15 protein-coding genes are annotated in these 17333 nt (G+C 63.8%); 6 read left to right on the top strand and 9 right to left on the bottom strand.

What is annotated here, in order from left to right; all coding sequences use genetic code 11:
* Positions 1 to 58: 58 nt before the first annotated feature.
* From Mame_RS21220 to Mame_RS21210, 3 genes are all read right to left on the bottom strand, one after another.
* On the bottom strand, positions 59 to 4063 hold the full coding sequence (locus Mame_RS21220; protein ID WP_155122165.1) for a peptidoglycan-binding protein: 4005 nt from the start codon (positions 4061 to 4063) through the stop codon (positions 59 to 61).
* Positions 4064 to 4259: 196 nt separating this feature from the next.
* Complete coding sequence (locus tag Mame_RS21215; RefSeq protein WP_018064410.1) at positions 4260 to 4997, bottom strand: DUF1223 domain-containing protein; 738 nt, start codon at positions 4995 to 4997, stop codon at positions 4260 to 4262.
* A gap of 129 nt (positions 4998 to 5126) precedes the next feature.
* On the bottom strand, positions 5127 to 5720 hold the full coding sequence (locus Mame_RS21210) for an exopolysaccharide biosynthesis protein (RefSeq protein WP_018064411.1): 594 nt from the start codon (positions 5718 to 5720) through the stop codon (positions 5127 to 5129).
* 269 nt (positions 5721 to 5989) lie between these two features.
* Here Mame_RS21210 and Mame_RS21205 point away from each other — a divergent pair, with 269 nt between their 5' ends.
* Positions 5990 to 6697, top strand: coding sequence for a DNA helicase (locus Mame_RS21205; RefSeq protein ID WP_018064412.1), 708 nt, complete (start codon positions 5990 to 5992; stop codon positions 6695 to 6697).
* A gap of 64 nt (positions 6698 to 6761) precedes the next feature.
* Here the strand turns inward: Mame_RS21205 and acnA are convergent, their stop codons facing one another.
* Positions 6762 to 9455, bottom strand: coding sequence for an aconitate hydratase AcnA (gene acnA / locus Mame_RS21200; RefSeq protein WP_026173406.1), 2694 nt, complete (start codon positions 9453 to 9455; stop codon positions 6762 to 6764).
* 275 nt (positions 9456 to 9730) lie between these two features.
* On the opposite strand from acnA, the gene ccmA reads away from it, so the two are divergent.
* From ccmA to Mame_RS21175, 5 genes are read left to right on the top strand one after another with little or no spacing between them, the layout of a single operon-like run.
* Positions 9731 to 10396 (top strand): heme ABC exporter ATP-binding protein CcmA, encoded by a 666-nt coding sequence (gene ccmA / locus Mame_RS21195; RefSeq protein WP_018064414.1) that lies wholly within the window; start codon positions 9731 to 9733, stop codon positions 10394 to 10396.
* A 3-nt stretch (positions 10397 to 10399) separates the two neighbouring features.
* Positions 10400 to 11059: a heme exporter protein CcmB gene (ccmB, locus tag Mame_RS21190; RefSeq protein ID WP_018064415.1), complete on the top strand. Its 660-nt coding sequence runs from the start codon at positions 10400 to 10402 to the stop codon at positions 11057 to 11059.
* A gap of 34 nt (positions 11060 to 11093) precedes the next feature.
* Positions 11094 to 11864 (top strand): heme ABC transporter permease, encoded by a 771-nt coding sequence (locus Mame_RS21185; protein WP_018064416.1) that lies wholly within the window; start codon positions 11094 to 11096, stop codon positions 11862 to 11864.
* A complete protein-coding gene (ccmD, locus tag Mame_RS21180; protein WP_018064417.1) occupies positions 11861 to 12022 on the top strand; it encodes a heme exporter protein CcmD in 162 nt (53 codons plus the stop codon). The genes Mame_RS21185 and ccmD overlap by 4 nt, the downstream gene beginning before the upstream one ends.
* Positions 12019 to 12606: a DsbE family thiol:disulfide interchange protein gene (locus tag Mame_RS21175; protein WP_018064418.1), complete on the top strand. Its 588-nt coding sequence runs from the start codon at positions 12019 to 12021 to the stop codon at positions 12604 to 12606. The genes ccmD and Mame_RS21175 overlap by 4 nt, the downstream gene beginning before the upstream one ends.
* Before the next feature lie 20 nt (positions 12607 to 12626).
* Here the strand turns inward: Mame_RS21175 and Mame_RS21170 are convergent, their stop codons facing one another.
* The 5 genes from Mame_RS21170 to Mame_RS21150 form a co-directional block, all read right to left on the bottom strand.
* Complete coding sequence (locus tag Mame_RS21170) at positions 12627 to 13274, bottom strand: septation protein A (protein ID WP_018064419.1); 648 nt, start codon at positions 13272 to 13274, stop codon at positions 12627 to 12629.
* A 104-nt stretch (positions 13275 to 13378) separates the two neighbouring features.
* Positions 13379 to 14824 (bottom strand): signal recognition particle-docking protein FtsY, encoded by a 1446-nt coding sequence (gene ftsY / locus Mame_RS21165; RefSeq protein WP_018064420.1) that lies wholly within the window; start codon positions 14822 to 14824, stop codon positions 13379 to 13381.
* A gap of 99 nt (positions 14825 to 14923) precedes the next feature.
* Positions 14924 to 16186, bottom strand: a complete 1263-nt coding sequence (mtaB, locus tag Mame_RS21160; RefSeq protein WP_018064421.1) for a tRNA (N(6)-L-threonylcarbamoyladenosine(37)-C(2))-methylthiotransferase MtaB — start codon at positions 16184 to 16186, stop codon at positions 14924 to 14926.
* 63 nt (positions 16187 to 16249) lie between these two features.
* A complete protein-coding gene (locus tag Mame_RS21155; RefSeq protein ID WP_018064422.1) occupies positions 16250 to 16762 on the bottom strand; it encodes a hypothetical protein in 513 nt (170 codons plus the stop codon).
* A 10-nt stretch (positions 16763 to 16772) separates the two neighbouring features.
* Complete coding sequence (locus Mame_RS21150; protein ID WP_155122164.1) at positions 16773 to 17300, bottom strand: hypothetical protein; 528 nt, start codon at positions 17298 to 17300, stop codon at positions 16773 to 16775.
* Positions 17301 to 17333 lie beyond the last annotated feature (33 nt).

Below are 17333 nucleotides of genomic sequence, written 5' to 3'. Positions count from 1 at the left end.
TTTCTGCGACTCAAAGCCCTGCAAGTCAATTCGCAAAGCCGTGATATTGCAATTCTTTTCAGGCGCTGTTGCGGGCCAGCAATGCCTTTACCAGTTCGGGCGTGATCGCGCCGTCCGCCGCAAAGCCGTTTGCCTTCTGAAACGCCTTGATCGCGGCATCGGTCTTGGCGCCGAGCACGCCGTCTGCGGCTCCGGCATCGTAGCCGTTCTTGTTGAGGATGGTCTGGATATCGCGCACCACGGTTTCCTTGTCGACGGGTGCGCTGGCGGCGACGAGGTCAGCCGGGGTCCACTCTTTCGGGCTTGTCAGGCGGTTGGCGGCGTCATCGAGCGGCTCGGCCTTCCAGTTTTCGGCGAGTTCGCGGCCACGGTTGAGATCGGCATCGCCGAGCGCTTCGGCCACCTCGTCGCGGCGCTTCGCGGCCTCGGCATCGCCTTCCTTGGCAGCGACGGCGAACCATTTGTAGGACTGCACGAGATCGGCATCGGCGCCGGCGCCGCGGGCATGCAGGATGGCGAGGTTGAACTGGCTGTCGGCGACGCCGTGATCGGCGGCCTTCTGGAACCATTCGGCCGCCTCGGTGAAATCGGGCTTGCCGCCGTCCGCGCCATTGGCGAGCATGACGGCGAGGTTGTGCATGGCGCTGACATTGCCCTTTTCGGCGGCTTCGCGATAAAGCGAGACGGCCTTGCCCGCGTCCTCGTCAACCCCGGTGCCCTTCTCGTAGAGGCTGCCGAGCTGGAAGGCGGCGGGAGCGGAGCCGCGCTCGGCCGCCTGTTCGAACCAGAAGGCGGCCTTTGAGAGATCCTGCTTGAAGCCCAGTCCGTCGAGATAGCGCAGGCCGATCTCGTAAAGCGCCGCCGGATCGCCGGCCTTGGCGGCATCGGCGAGAAGCTTGGTTTCAAGGCCGGCCGGCAGATCGGCCGTGATCGGCCGGAAACCGGTTTCGGAGGCCGTTGCGGCGGCTTCGGTCTGCCGGGGCGGGGTCTCTGCCGGCGGCGCGCTGGCCACGGGCATTTTCGCTTCAACCGCGTCGGGAGACGCTTTTGCCGGCGCGTTCAGCACGTCAAGTACATCCCGTGTGGTCACCGCGGCGGTCTCCACCGCTTCTTCCGCCTTGTCTTCAAGCGCGGCAGCCGCCTTCTTGAGCTTTTCAGCCACGGGCGACGGGGCGGCGTCCGTGGTCGCATCGGGCTCGATGCTGCCGGTCACCACATTGTCGGTTTCGATCATGCTGAAGGCGCGCACCGGCGCGCTTGCGACCTCTTCGGGCGCGAAATTGTTCTTGACCACCGGCGTCATGGTCAGGTCGATCGTGGCCGGGGCGCGCTCGGGCGCGACGTTGCTGACCTTGACCGGCGCGGGCGCCGGCGCTTCCCGCCTGATCGTGGCGGCGTCGAGCGACTGCGTCGCCTGGAGAATGGCGTCGCGGTCCCGGCCCATGCCGGTCAGCAGCGGATAGGCCAGGATCGCAAGCAGGATCGCGCCGCCGGCGAGATAGACCGGTCGACGGGAAAACCTGTCCTTGGGCGGCTCGGCCGTCTCGGTCGTTTCCGTTTCGCCGGTTTCCTCGACCGCCGTGTGGACCGCGCGGCGTGCCGCGGCGATCAGGTCGGCGCGCGGCGTGCGCGGGCCGAGACCTTCGCTGATGACGCCGGCGGGCTTGGAGCGCGCGCCTTTCCGGCTCTCCGACACCGGGCGTTCATGCACCGGCAGCACGGGGCCGTGGCTCGGCATCGCGTCCCTCTTCTGTCCCGCGCGCACCCGCGACAGGATATCCAGAACGTCCTGGCTACCGTCTTCCTCCGGTTTCGCATCGGAAGAACTGGCGTGGAAACGGGTTTCGAACGGCGGCGGGCCAAGGGGGGCGGACGGCTGAACCCGCGGACGCGGCAGCGGCTTCTCGCGCGCTTCCGGCGTCCCGGCGGCGTCCGGGGCCTCCGGGGTCTTGACGCCGGGCATGGCATCGAGGCGGCTCGCGATCGTCTTCAATGTGTCGTGCAGGCCCGCGCTGGCCTTGTCCTGATCGGCGTTCGCCGGGATCCGCAGCGCCTTCAGATCAGCCGCGAGACCCTTGATGATTTCGATATGTTCGTCGCTCTCGCCCTTGCGTCCGGCCTCGAAATTCTTCAGCGCTTCTTCCGCCGCATGCTGGGCGGCCTCGATCACCAGATCGTCATTGCTGGCCGACAGCGCCTCGATGCGCGCGCCGATCCGCTCCTCGAGCTCGCCGATCGGCAGTTTCGGCTCCGGCCGGTTCATCAGCGTGGTGAGTTCGGCGATCTGGCGTTCGAGCTTCTGTAGTTCGGGACCGCTCTTGTCGCGACGGCTTTCCTCCAGCCGGTTGGCAAGCGCCGTCAACTGCGCCGAGAGGCGGCTTTCCGCGCCGTTCTGCTCCACGGCGGCGATCTTGCGCGACAGCCGTTCCTCGAGGCCGGCGATGTCGAGGGCGTCCAGACGCTCGGCCACCCGGCTTTCGGCGACAAGATTGGCTTCGATCTTCTGGCGCAGTTCGGGGTCTGCGCCGGCAACCGGCATGGCGGAAATCTGGGCCGCGAGCCGGCGTTCGGCGGCGGAAAAGTCGATCTGGCCGATCTTTCCGGTGATGCGGGAGACGGCGTCTTCGAGCGCTGCCGGCTCGATGCCGCGCCGGTTTTCGATCAGCGTCGCGAGGTTGGAAAGCTGGCTTTTCAGCTCGCGCCGGTCATGGGCGCTGAACCCATCCGCGCCGGCCGTGTCGATCTTCTGCGCCAGGCGGCGTTCGGCGCCCTTGAGGTCGAGCCCGGCGATATTGTCGTTGAGCCGGTTGACCGCATCCTCGATCGCGCGGGGATCACGGCTCTCTATCAGGTCGGCCAGATGGCCGATCTGATCCCTGATTTCGCGCCGATCGGCCTCGCTCAGTCTGCCCGCGCCGACACTGTCCAGCTTCGCCGCGATCCGGCGCTCAAGGCTTGTGAGATCAATATCGCCGACCTTGTCGGAAAGCGTGGCGACCGCCTTGCCGAGCGTGTTGCGCTCGCTGCCGATCCGCTCGACCGCGCCCGCGAGCGCCTCGATGCGGGTTTCGAGCCTGGTATGGGCATCGGCGCTGTTATGGCTTTCGATGCGGCGGGCAACCGCGTCGAGGTTTTCCAGAAGCGTCGCCTGCTTGGTGCTCTGGTCGCGCATCTGCCAGTCGACGGCGGCAACCGCGTTCGAAAGATCGCCAAGCCGGGATTCTAGCCGCTCCACCGCCGGGTCGCGCACGGTCTCGCTCTGGCGGCGGCCTATCCGCTCCAGATTGCGGTCGATATCGTCGATGCGGCGCTCGATCGCGTGCATCTGGCCGTCGAGCCGGTCGCCGGAAGCGGGAATGCGCGCACAAAGCACCTCCATGGCTTCGGCAAGCCCCGCCATCCGGGCTTCGATCTCCTGAAGACTGTGGCCGCTATCATCGGACTCAAGAAAACGCCGCACATCGTCGAGACCGCGCGCCAGCGCCGTCAGTTCGAGATCGAGCCGGGCCGGATCGAAGGGCGCGATCTGGCGTTCGAGATTGTCGAAACGGCTTTCCAGGCGGGCCACGCTCTTGGCATCGGCAAGGCCGCGCAGCAGCGATTGCAGATGATCGAACTCGGCCATCAGCCGGCTGTCGTCATCGGCGGCCGCATTGCTCAAGAGCCAGTCGACGCCCTCGGAAATCCGCAGCAGCTCGCTGCGGGTGTCGTCGTCGATGTCGCGGGTATCGGTCTGCCGCTCGATCTGGGAGAGCATGGTGTGAAGGCCGGCGAGTTCGTCCCTGAGGCTCGCGGTGAAATCGTCGCGCACGGACTGGCGGAGATCCTTCAGCGTGCGGGAAATATCGCGCAGTTCGGCGTCGAGACGGGCATTGGCGGGCTCGGCCGGCAGGCGGCGCTCGCGGGGGGCGCGGTCGCGGTAGTCGGGCGATCTGGCAGGTCCGCGCGGAGCCATGCCGGACGCGCGGGCTTCCATCATCTCGGAAAGCCGCGCCTCGAGGCCTTCGATCGTCTGGCTGAGCGCGTCGAGACCGGGTCTTGCCTCTGCCCTCTCCTGTGCCATCCGCGCCTGCGCCATACCGCTGCCCCAAAATGTTGGCGGCTGCGCGCAAATCCCCCCGGCGCGCAGAACCGCATCAAAAGTCCTGGCACAAGGATTCGCGCAACATGGTAAAGAAGTTGTTAATTTTCCGCGCTGAAGCGGGCGGAAAGTGCTGGAACGGCGGCTTTTCCGGTTTTTCGGACGCGGTTACGGCGGCTCAGTCCGCGGTCACCATCGTCGCGCCGAAGATCGCGCCGGGATTGCCGTCTGCGTCGGTGGCCTGCAGCAGGATCGCGCAGCCGTCGCTCTCGCGCGGTTCCAGAACGCGGGCCGGCAGCGTGACCTTGGTGGCCTCGCCGTGCCACATGCCCACCGTCTGCACATCGGTGACGATATTGCGGTAGTCGATGGTCCGGCCTTCGTTCTCGCCGTCCTTGATCGCGACCTGCTCGCGGCTCTTGAAATAGACCACCAGCACATCGGCCTTGCCCTTGCCGCTACCGATATCGATGATCACCTCATCGCCGGATTTGCGCAGGCTGACCGGCACGTTCAGGCCATCGCCATCGGATTTCAGATCGGCAAGCGTTGCTCGCAGTTTGTCCAGGCTGGTGCCGACCATCTCGGCCCGCCCGTTGACCACGGCCTGCGGCGTGTAGACGCCGGAACGGCCCATCGCGGCGCTGTAATCATACTGCCGCTTGGTGTTTTCCGGGCTGCTCATCGTGTCGGTCCAGCCGAGATAGTTCCAGTAATCGACATGGTAGCTGAGCACGATCACGTCGCCGTCATCGGCAAGCGTTGCCGCGGCCTTGTCGGCGGGCGGGCAGGAGGAACAGCCCTGGGAGGTGAACAGTTCCACCACGCCGAGCGGCTTTTCTATTTTGCCGGCATGCGCCGTGGCGGCGGCGAACGCCGCGAGAACGGCGGCCGATATGATCGTCTGCTTCAGCACGGCAGGAGCCTTCACCGGTTTGCAATCGCTGCGTGGCCACATTGGCCAACGCGTATCAAACATGGCGGCCAATCTAGCGCCATACAGAATCAACGGAAAGTCACGATGGGGTGAAAAACGCGTGTGAGGTTACAGGATCACGGTCTTGCCCACCCACAGGGCCCCAGCAATCGGAATGGCCGCGAGCACCGCGAACAGCCCGTCGCGGCTGAGCATCGAATAGGCGATCAGCGTGACCGCGAGCCCCAGAAAGGCGGAGGCAAATGGCACCAGTTCTAAAACCGGCATCAGCGCGCCGGCGAGCACGCAGGCAAGCGGCAGAATGCGATCAAGCGGGCTGCGGAACAGGAAGGAGAGCCGCCTGTGCGAATGGCGGTCGATGAAGCGCGTGACGGGCAAGATCTTTTTCATCGCCTTGGCTGCCTTGTCGCGTTCGATCGCGCGATGGCGGATGAGGCCGGGCAGCCAGATGCTGTTGCGGCCGATCAGCCCCTGGGCCGCGATCAGCACGATCATGATGCCGAACAGCGAGGAGAGCCCCGGCACACCGCCGAGCGGCGACATCACCAGTAGCGACGGCAGGATCAGCAGCGGCACGAAGGAGGCCGATCCGAAGGTCGACAGCATGTCGTCCACCGAAACCCGCGCGCCATCGGCATGGTCCAGCGCCTCTTTCGTGATGCCGCTCAGCGATTGCGGGTCCTGCTCGGGGCTGTCGCTCACGTGTTGCTCCGCGGGTGGTGCGCTTTTCAGATGTTATCGGGTGAACGCCGGTGGCCGGACAACGTTCCGCCTTTCGCTGGGAAGCGTTCCGTTTGGTCCACGCTTTTGCCGAATCGGATTTGCCGTTATCATACGTACCGTGCGCTGCTCGCGCCGCCCCCCTCCATTCGGGAAAGCACCTGACGTGCCGAGCTTCACGATGAAACCGTCTGTCCGGACCATCGCATAAGGAGGGATTGCACGTTCGTCCGGGATGGAAGGTTTGATCCATGAAACTCTCCCGACCCGTTTATCGGCTGAAACATAGCGCCAGAAAACTGGCCCGCGCAGAAGACATTCCGCTCAATCGTGCGCTGGACCGCCTGGCGATCCAGGAAGGCTTTGAAAGCTGGAGCGCGCTTGCCGCCTCCGTTCCCTCGGCCCGTTCCGCCAACGGCATCTATGAGAAGCTCGCGCCGGGCGACCTGCTGCTGTCGGCGGCGCGTCCCGGTCAGGGCAAGACGCTGCTGGCGCTCGAACTCGCGCTGAACGCAGCGCGCGCCGGCCACCGCGCCTTTTTCTTCTCGCTGGAGGAGACGGCAGTCGGCATGCTGCGTCATTTCCGAGCCTTGAACCGGACGCCGGATGAGGTCCGGTTCGTGTTCGACGACAGTGACAGGATTTCGGCGGACTATGTGATCACAAGGCTTGGCGCGGCGCCGGCCGGCACGCTTGCGGTCATCGATTATCTGCAACTTCTGGACCAGCGACGCGAAAACCCGCCGCTTGACCAGCAGATCCGGGTATTGCGCGCCCATGCCCGTCGCCATGGCCATATTTTCGTTTTCGTCGCCCAGATTGACCGTCGTTTCGAGGGGGCAAATCGGGCCTTTCCGACCCTGTCCGATCTGCGGTTGCCGAATGCGCTCGATCTCGGCCTGTTCGACAAGGCCTGTTTTATCAATGCCGGGGCGGTCAGGTACGCAGAGACCGCCTGACCACAAAAAAGCCGGGCGGTTCGTGCCGCCCGGCTCATGATTCTCAACCGTCAAACCAGCAGCCTTACGCCGCCAGGTCGCGCAGCACCGTTTGCAGGATGCCGCCATTGTTGACGTAGGTGAGTTCGTCGAGCGTGTCGATCCGGCAGAGGATCGGGACGTCCTTGACCGTGCCATCGGCGAAGGTGACCTTGGCGATCTTCTTCTCGCGCGGCTTGATGTCGGCGAGGCCTTCGATCGAGACGGTCTCGTCGCCTTTCAGGCCGAGGCTTTCCCAGGTCGCGCCGTCCTCGAAGGTGAACGGGATGACGCCCATGCCGACGAGGTTGGAGCGGTGGATACGCTCGTAGCTTTCGGCAATTACGGCGCGCACGCCAAGCAGGTTGGTGCCCTTGGCCGCCCAGTCGCGCGAGGAGCCGTTGCCATATTCGCCGCCGGCGAAGATGACGAGCGGAACGCCTTCCTTCTTGTATTCCATGGCCGCGTCGAAGATCGACATCTCTTCCTTGGACGGATAGTGGATGGTGTAGCCACCCTCCTTGCCGTTCGGGCCGAGCATGTGGTTGCGGATGCGGATATTGGCGAAGGTGCCGCGCATCATCACTTCATGATTGCCGCGACGCGTGCCGTACTGGTTGAAGTCGGCAACCGCCACATCGTGGCCCATCAGATATTCGCCGGCAGGCGATTGCGCCTTGATCGAACCGGCCGGAGAGATGTGGTCGGTGGTGATCTTGTCGCCGAACAGGCCGAGAATGCGGGCATCCTTGATATCGGAAACAGCCGTTGGCGTCTTACCCATGCCGACGAAGTAGGGCGGGTTCTGGACATAGGTCGAGTTGTCGTCCCAGGCATAGGTCTGGCCGTCGGGGATCTGAACCGCCTGCCAGTTCTCGTCGCCCTTGAAGACGTCGGCATATTTGGTCTCGTAGAGTTCGCGGGTGACGTATTTCTCGATCGTCTCCTGCACTTCCTTCGAGGATGGCCAGATATCCTTGAGATAGACCGGGTTGCCGTCCTTGTCCTCGCCAAGCGGCTCGGTCGTCAGGTCCTTCCTCACCGTGCCGGCCAGCGCATGGGCGACAACCAGCGGCGGGGATGCCAGATAGTTGGCCTGAACGTCCGGCGAGATGCGGCCTTCGAAGTTGCGGTTGCCGGAGAGAACGCCGGCGGCAATCAGGCCCTTGTCGTTGATGGTCTTGGAGACCGGGGCCGGCAGCGGACCGGAATTGCCGATGCAGGTGGTGCAGCCGAAACCAACGAGGTTGAAGCCGAGCGCGTCGAGGTCATCCTGCAGACCGGCCTTTTCCAGGTATTCGGCAACGACCTGCGATCCGGGCGCGAGCGAAGTCTTGACCCAAGGCTTGGTCTTCAGGCCCTTGGCGACGGCGTTGCGGGCGAGAAGCCCGGCAGCGATCAGCACCGAGGGGTTGGAGGTGTTGGTGCAGGACGTGATCGCGGCAATCGCGACGTCGCCATGGCCGAGATCGTAATCGGTGCCTTCAACGGCATAGCGCTTGTCGATCTCGCCCTTGTCCTTCTTGTACATGTCGACCATGGCTTCGGAGAAACCGGAGGCGATGTTTTCGAGCGCGATCCGGCCTTCCGGGCGCTTCGGGCCGGCCATGGACGGAACGACGTCGCCGAGGTCCAGTTCCAGCGTATCGGTGAAGACCGGGTTCTCGCCGCCCGATTCGCGATACATGCCCTGCGCCTTCGAATAGGCTTCGACCAGCGCGATCCGGTCCTTGGCGCGGCCCGACATGTCGAGATAGCGCAGCGTTTCGAAGTCGACCGGGAAGAAGCCGCAGGTCGCGCCGTATTCCGGGCCCATATTGCCGATGGTGGCGCGGTCGGCGAGCGTCATCGAATCAAGGCCGGCGCCGTAGAACTCGACGAACTTGGAGACGACGCCCTTCTTGCGCAGCATCTGAACCACGGTCAGCACGAGGTCGGTGGCGGTGACGCCTTCCTTGAGCTGTCCGGTGAGCTTGAAGCCGATGACTTCCGGCAGCAGCATGGAAACCGGCTGGCCGAGCATGGCGGCTTCCGCCTCGATGCCGCCGACACCCCAGCCGAGAACGCCAAGGCCGTTGATCATGGTGGTGTGGCTGTCAGTGCCGACGCAGGTGTCGGGGTAGGCGACTTCCGCGCCGTCCTCTTCCTTGGTCCAGACGGTCTGGCCGAGATATTCGAGGTTCACCTGGTGACAGATGCCGGTGCCGGGGGGCACAACGCGGAAGTTCTTGAACGCCTGCTGGCCCCATTTCAGGAAGCGGTAGCGCTCGCCATTGCGCTTGTATTCATATTCGACATTGTGGGCGAAGGCCTGCGGCGTGCCGAATTCGTCGACGATGACCGAGTGGTCGATGACAAGGTCGACGGGCACCAGCGGGTTGATCTTTTCCGGATCGCCGCCGAGATTGACGATGCCGTCGCGCATGGCGGCGAGGTCGACAACGGCGGGAACGCCGGTGAAGTCCTGCATCAGCACGCGGGCCGGGCGGTAGGCGATCTCGGCGCCGGCCGTGCCCTTGTCGTTAAGCCACTTGGCGACAGCAAGAATGTCGTCTTTGGTGACCGAGCGGCCATCTTCGTTGCGAAGCAGGTTTTCCAGAAGAACCTTCATGGAGAACGGAAGCTTCGAGACGCCTTCGAGCCCGTTAGCTTCAGCCTTCGGCAGGCTGTAGTAGACATACTCTTTTCCGCCCACATCGAGTGTGGAACGACATTCAAAACTGTCCAGTGATTTAGCCACGGATAAAACCCCGCTCATTCTGATTGGCCTAGACCAGCCGTGCGAACGCCCATGTACTTACGACATCAGGATGCGGGTACGACCATTTCCGCTGTCCGCACGTGGGACAAATGCCCCAGGTTCGGCGCAAGGATGTGATTCACGCCGGCCGCTGGCGTGGTTGCGCATCTTATAGATAATTTCTAAGAAAGGTGCCAGATCAACTGTGTTGAAATTTGAATTTTTTTTAAATTTGCCGTTCGAACGGCAGAGACGGCTCCAGGGATAGAGACATCATGACAATTGCCGTCAGGGCCGATGATCTGACCGTGAGCCGGGGCGACCTGCTGATCTTCAGCGGGCTTTCGCTGTCGCTTGTCGCCGGCGAGAGCCTGATGTTCACGGGCCCGAACGGGGCGGGAAAGTCGACCGCGCTCAGGGCAATGCTGGGGCTGGTCGGCGGGGCGGAAGGCAAGTCGTGGTTACTTGCAGGCGACGGTGCCGAGCCCCTGCCGCTTGCCTTCGCCGCCCATTACCTCGCCCATCTCAACGCAATGAAGCCGGAGATGACGGCGCGCGAGAACCTCGACTTCTGGAAGGCCCTGACGGGCGATTTCGGCGACGGCGCGGGGATGGCGGTGGATGACGCCGCCGATGCGGTCGGCCTGATCGACGTACTCGACCTGCCTTTCGGTTTTCTATCGGCGGGGCAGAAGCGGCGGATCGCGTTTTCGCGGCTGTTATGCAGCCATCGCCCGGTATGGCTGCTCGACGAGCCGACCGCGGCGCTCGACAGCGCGGCGAAGACGCTGTTTTCCGGCCTCCTGAACGCGCATCTTGCCGCGGGAGGGATCGTGATCGCGGCGACCCATGAGCCGCTCGATCTCGCAAATGCGCGGGAAATGCGCTTTTCCGGCCCGGTGCGGCTTGCCACCGACCCCTTCATGGATGCGGAGGCTTAAGCGATGTGGGCGCTGTATCGCCGCGATGTGCTTCTGTCTGTCCGCGCCGGCGGCGGCGCGCTGGTGGGTCTGCTGTTTTTCCTGTCGGTCGTCGCGGTCGTGCCCTTCGGCGTCGGCCCCGATCTGGCGCTGCTTGCGCGGATCGGCCCGGCCATGGTGTGGATCGCGGTGCTGCTGTCGACGCTGATCGGGCTCGACCGCATGTTCCGCGCCGAGCGCGACGACGGCTCGCTCGACATTCTGAAAATGCGCGACGAGCCGCTGGTGCTGATCGTGCTGGTCAAATGCCTGGCGCACTGGACCGGCTATGTCCTGCCGCTGGTGATCCTGTCGCCGGCGATGGGGCTGTTGATGAATATCGACCCGGCCGGGCTTGGCGCGGCTTTCGTCACGCTATTCGTCGGCTCGCCGGCCATCACCTTTATCGGCGCGGCAGGCGCGGCGATCGCGGTCTCGCTGCCGCGCGGCGGACTGCTGGTGCCGATCCTGATCCTGCCGCTCTCGATCCCGGTGCTGATCTTCGGCGTCGGGGCTAGCTATGCGGTGACCTCCGATATCGATCCGTTCCTCCCGCCCTTCCTGTTGCTCACCGCGATCACATTGTTTTTTGCGGTGGTCGGCCCGGTTGCCGCGGCTGTGGCCTTGCGTCAGGCGGATGATTGAGCGAAACCATGATCGACAGCAAGCGGTGACGGCGATGAACCAGACGATGGCAAAGGGCGGAATGTTTTCGGGGCTTGCGAACCCGACGCGGTTTCTGGGCCTCGTCCGACGCGTGCTGCCGACGATGATCGCCGTGACCGTCGCGCTTTTCGCCGTCGGGCTCTGGCTCTCTTTCACCTCCGAGGCTGACTACCAGCAGGGCGACACTGTGCGGATCATGTATATTCATGTGCCCGCCGCCTGGCTTTCGATGATGTGCTATGTGGTGATGGCTTTTGCCGCGCTCGGCACGCTTGTCTGGCGTCATCCGCTCGCCGATGTCGCGCACAAGGCTGCCGCTCCTATCGGGGCCGCCTTCACCTTTCTGGCGCTTTTGACGGGCTCGCTCTGGGGCAAGCCGATGTGGGGCGCATGGTGGGTTTGGGATGCGCGGCTGACCTCGGTGTTCATCCTGTTCCTGATGTATCTCGGCATCATCGCGCTGCACCGCGCGGTGGACGAGCCGGCCCGCGCCGCCCGCCTTGCCGCGATCCTGATTCTCATCGGCGTCGTCAATATCCCGATCATCAAGTTCTCGGTCGACTGGTGGAACACGCTGCATCAGCCGGCAAGCGTGATCCGGCTGGACGGGCCGACGATCGATCCGGTGTTCCTGTGGCCGCTTGCCGTGATGGCGCTCGCCTACACTTTCGCCTTTTTCACCATGCATCTTGCCGCCATGCGCAACGAGATCCTGCGCCGCCGCGTTTCCGCCATGCGCCGGGTCGCGGCCAGCCGGGCTGAAGCGCCGAGGATGACTCATTGAGCCACGCATTCTTCATCTACGCCGCCTACGGCGCGACCGCGCTGGTATTCGCCGCGCTGGTGCTCTGGCTGCTCGTCGACGGCCGCGCCAGACGGCGCGAGCTTGACGCTCTGGAAAAGGCGGGCGCCGCCCGCCGCAGCGTCCGGGGCCGCTCATGAGCGAAAGCGAGAAGGGCAAAACGCGCCGCTATCTGGTCGCGGCCATTCCGCTGGTCGTGGTTGTCGGTCTGTTCGGCGTGTTCGGCTGGCAGTTCGTCTCGGGCCACGATCCGTCCGAAATTCCCTCTGTCCTGATCGGCAAGCCGGCGCCGGCGATCAACCTGCCCGCGCTTGAGGGCAGCAACCGCCCGGCGCTTGACGATGCCGCGATTGATGGCAAGTTCACGCTGGTGAACGTCTTCGCCTCATGGTGCATCCCCTGCCGCGCCGAGCACCCTTATCTTCTGGAACTGTCGAAAGATCCGGCGATCAACCTCGTCGGCATCAATTACAAGGACAAGCCGGCAAACGCGCTGAAATTCCTCAACGAGCTCGGCAATCCCTATGCCGCGATCGGCGTCGACGAAAACGGCGCGGAGGCGATCGACTGGGGCGTCTACGGCATCCCCGAGACCTTCGTGGTCGGCGCCGACGGCACCATCATCTTCAAGAAGATCGGCCCGATCGACCAAGCGTCCTATGAAAAGGAAATCCTGCCGGTGATCAACCGCAGCATCGGCCCGGCATCGAAGCTGATGAACTGAAGCGGAAGAGAAGAGAGGCGTCAGCTCTCCTCCGCTTCTTCCTCCGCCGGGTTCACCGTATGCCTGTTGATCAGCGGCATCTGGAACAGCGTGAAGGCGATGGTGATCGGCATCGTGCCCCAGACCTTGAAATTGACCCAGAAATCGGCGGAGAAATTACGCCAGACCACCTCGTTGAGCACGGCCAGAAACACGAAGAACAGGCCCCAGCGGAAGGTGAGCTTGCGCCAGCCCTCGTCATCGAGCCGGAAGGCGGAGTGGAACACGTAGCCGAGCAGCGAACGGCCGAAGACGAGGCCGCCGAGCAGGACGGCGGCGAACAACCCGTTGACAATGGTCGGCTTCATCTTGATGAAGGTCTCGTCCTGCAGCCAGATCGACAGCGCCCCGAACACCATCACCACCGCGCCCGAAACCAGCGGCATCAGAGGGATATTGCCGAGCACGATCCGCGATCCGATCAGCGATATAACGGTCGCGATCATGAAAAGCGCGGTCGCCACCAGAAGCGGCGTGCCGAACACGGACAGTGCCGGAAAGGTGTTCATCAGCCATTCGCCGCGGAAATTGGCGAAGAAGAACACCATCAGCGGGCCGAGCTCGAAGGCAAGCTTCAGGAACGGTTCTTCCTTCTGCTCCGTGGTCAGTTTTTTCGTGGTGTCGGTCATCGTCCCGCCGGTTTCTTGATCGTGATCTGCTAAGTGGCCTGTCGGCCGCGTCTCATCAACCCCAAAAGCGGCGAATTTCGGGGCGTTGAACGAAAAGCGACGCCTTAATCCTGCTCTTCCACCTGTCGGCCGGCGATCGCCTCGGCGAATTCGGCGGCCTCGAAGGGTTCGAGGTCGTCGATGCCCTCGCCGACGCCGATGAAATAGACCGGCAATTTGTGTTTGGCGGCGATCGCCACCAGAATGCCGCCGCGCGCGGTGCCGTCGAGCTTGGTCATCACCAGCCCCGAAACGCCGGCGATATTGCGGAAGATTTCGACCTGGTTCATGGCGTTCTGGCCGGTGGTGGCGTCGAGCGTCTGCAGCACCGTATGCGGGGCGTCGGGATCGAGCTTGCCGAGCACGCGCACGATCTTGGCAAGCTCGTCCATCAGCTCGGCCTTGTTCTGCAGCCTGCCGGCGGTGTCGATGATCACGACATCGGAGCCGTTTTCCTGGCCGCGCTTGAAGGCGTCATAGGCAAGGCCCGCCGCATCCGCCCCCAGTTTGGTACCCACGAATTCCGCGCCGGTGCGCTCCGACCAGATTTTCAGCTGCTCGATCGCGGCCGCGCGAAACGTGTCGCCGGCGCCGAGCGTCACCTTCAGGCCCGCGCGGGTCAGTTTTGCCGCCAGCTTACCGATCGTGGTGGTCTTGCCGGTGCCGTTGACGCCGACCACGAGGATCACATGCGGCTTGTGGGACAGGTCGAGTTGCAGCGGCTTGGCAACCGGGGTCAGCACCTTGGTGATCTCGCCTGCCATGATGCGCACCACGTCATTGCCGCTGACATCCTTGCCGTAGCGTTCTGAAGACAGCGTGTCGGTGATCCGCATCGCGGTCTCGACGCCGAGATCGGCCTGGATCAAGAGGTCCTCCAGCTCCTCCAGCGCGTCCTCGTCGAGCTTGCGCTTGGTGAAAAGGGCCGCGATCTGGCCGGAAAGCTGTTGCGAGGTACGAAACAGGCCGGCGCGCAGGCGCTGGAACCACGTCTGTCGTTTTGTGGGTTGCGGGGCGGGGGCTTCGGCCTTCCGGCCGGTGACGATCTCGAAGCCCTGATTGCGGATCGCGGGCTGTTCGGGCGCTTCCGCAGGCTTTTCCTGCTCGGCGGGGCTGTCGGCCTTCGGCGCGTCGGCAGTCTCGGCGGAGGCTGCTTCGGCCGGGACGGTCTCCTCCGGCTCCTCGGCCGGAACGGGTCGCGGCTCCGGCTCGGCCTCATGCGTCTCGGCGGCGGGCAACGCCTCGGCTTCGTTCTCCGCCTCTTGCTGCGGCTTGCTGCCCGGGCCGACCACGCCGCCGACAATGCTGTCATCGTCCCAGGGATCGGCGCTCTTCGCCTCGGCGAGCGTTTCGGTCGCAACGGGCGTTTCTTCGGCAGGAGCGGCCTCGGCGTCTTCGCCGGCGGTAACCGCTTCCGCTTCGCTTGGCGCGATTGCGTCTTCCGGCTTGCTCTCCTCGGCGGCCTGTTTCCTGCCGAAGGTGAAGACGTTTTTCATGAAGCCAAGGGCCATGGGAATATTTTCCTGTTTGTTTCAAGCCGGCGCGCCCGCATTGCCCCTATATCCGTGCTGCGACGGAGGCTTGTCAACGCGGGGCGGCCAAAAGCCTTATCAGGCGGGGCTGAAATCCGCCATCAGCCGCTTGCCGTCATGGCCGGTGATGCGGGCCGTCACGAACCGGCCCGGTTCAAGGCCGGGGGTGGCGACCGGCGCGAAATTTTCGGTATGGCCGTTCTCGCCGCGTTCGGTGAGCACGGTTTCCCTTTTGCCGATCATGTCGGCGAGGTGCCGCGCCTTCAGCCGCGCGCCGGTTTCGCGCAGAAGCCGCGCCCGTTCCTTCACCAGCGCCCGGTCGAGCTGCGGCATACGGGCGGCCGGCGTGCCGGGGCGGGGGCTATAGGGGAAGACGTGAAGCTGGGCGATATCGGCTTCCTCGGCAAAGCGCACCAGATTGTCGAAATGCGTCTCGGTTTCGGTCGGGAAGCCGGCGATGAAATCCGCGCCGAAGGCGATGCCTGGGCGCAGTTCCCGCGCCCTGGCGATGAAGGCCAGCGCGTCGGCCGACAGATGCCGCCGCTTCATCCGCTTCAGGATCAGGTCGTCGCCGTGCTGGAGCGAGAGATGCAGATGCGGCATGAAGCGCGGCTCGTCGGCCAGAAGATCGAGCAGATGCCGATCGATCTCGATGCTGTCGATCGACGACAGCCTGAGGCGGGCAATCTCCGGCACCTGTTTCAACAGCGTCTTCGCCAGCAGGCCGAGCGTCGGCTCGCCGGGCAGGTCCGCGCCATAGGAGGTGGCGTCGACCCCGGTCAGCACCACTTCGCGATAGCCCTGTTCGGCAAGCGTGCGGGCCTGGTCGATCACCGCGCCCATCGGCACGGAACGCGAATTGCCGCGGCCATAGGGGATGATGCAGAAGGTGCAGCGGTGGTCGCAGCCGTTCTGCACCTGCAGGAAGGCGCGCACATGGCCATCAATGCTTTCCACCATCTGCGGCGCGGTATCGAGCACGCTCATGATGTCGTTGACGATCAGCTTCTCTTCTGCCGAAACGCCGAAATCGGGCAGGTCGCGATAGTGCCGGGCCTCGAGCTTTTCGGCGTTGCCGAGCACCGCATCGACCTCCGGCATCCGCGCGAAGGTCTCCTTCTCGGTCTGTGCAGCGCAGCCGGTGACGACGATGCGGGTGGACGGGTTTTCCCGCCGCGCCCTGCGGATCGCCTGCCGCGCCTGGCGCACGGCCTCGCCGGTCACCGCGCAGGTATTCACCAGGATCGCATCCTCAAGCCCGGCCTCGGTCGCGGCCTTGAGCATGACTTCGCTCTCATAGGTGTTCAGCCTGCAGCCGAATGTCAGGGTACGGACGGTCATAATTCTCGGATTCCGGTTTGCCCGCTATATGGCCTAACGGGCCGCGAAATGAAAGGGCGTCCTTCAAAGCAGCAAGAGGTGGAAGGCATACGTGGCAAGATCAAAGGGTAGGCGCGGCAGAACCGGCAAGATGCCGATACTGCCGATGGGCAATGCAAGAAAATTGCTGGCAAGGACAAGCTGAAACAGCCGCCTGCGCTCAGAAAACCGCTTCATGCAGCGTACATTCAGAACCTGCAGTACGAGAAATGACGTGAGCATCACTTCAAGTGGAAACCAGTTGAGCATGAACGCCCGAGCCGGGTCGGCATAGATGTCGGCCCATGTATATGTTCCGTTTTCAAGGCCCTGCCTGAACGGGGCAATGACTGCCGACTGGCTCCAGAGACCGAGCTTGCTGATATAGAATCTGTAGGCCGCCGGCACTATGAAATTGATCCAGAAAAATGCCTTCAGCGCAGGGTCCGCCTGCTGCAATCTTGAAAGCAGAGCATCTGCCAGTGATGCGTTATCGCCGCGCATGCGCCGGTAGCGTTTTGTCAGGGCATTACCAAGGCGTTCGGAAGGACTTGCCATCTCGCTTTCCTCACAGGACGGGCTGGCCGGTGAGGACCAGCAGCAAGAGTGAGGAGGGTGAAATTGCGCCGGTGCGTGCCAGAGAAAGCCCTTCAGTCACGATATCGGACCATGTGGGGAGAATGCTGAGAAGGGCAGGCAGGAAGGCCGTCATGCCTGTGGGCAGGGCAAGCGGGTTCAAGACGAAGGCGGCGAGAAAGGCCAGCCTGCTTCTGCGAAAGCGCCGCATCGCATAGAGGTTGGCTACCTCAATGCCGAGAAAGAAGATCAGTTTGAGTACCAGATTGGCAATCGCGGCCATCTGGAGGGCGGAGCTCGGTTCATAGGGATATTTGAAGAAGGTGTAGGTAAAAAAGGCTACCGAATGGACCGTGCCGGACACGAGTAGATAAAAGCCGGCAGGCAATACGAAATTGAGCCAGAAAAAAGCCAGTTGGGGACGGGAAGGGTTGCTATAGAATTGGCGTATCGGTGCTGTCAGCCGGTGATGCCACTTTCTCTGCAGTCCTGAATGACCGTCATTGGATGCTGTGGCCATTGGATCCCCCTCGCGGAGGTAAGCTTAATACAA

Source organism: Martelella mediterranea DSM 17316 (assembly GCF_002043005.1).
GTDB lineage: Bacteria > Pseudomonadota > Alphaproteobacteria > Rhizobiales > Rhizobiaceae > Martelella > Martelella mediterranea.
The sequence above is the reverse complement of the archived record's forward strand: the minus strand, read 5'-3'. Positions and strand labels throughout refer to the sequence as shown.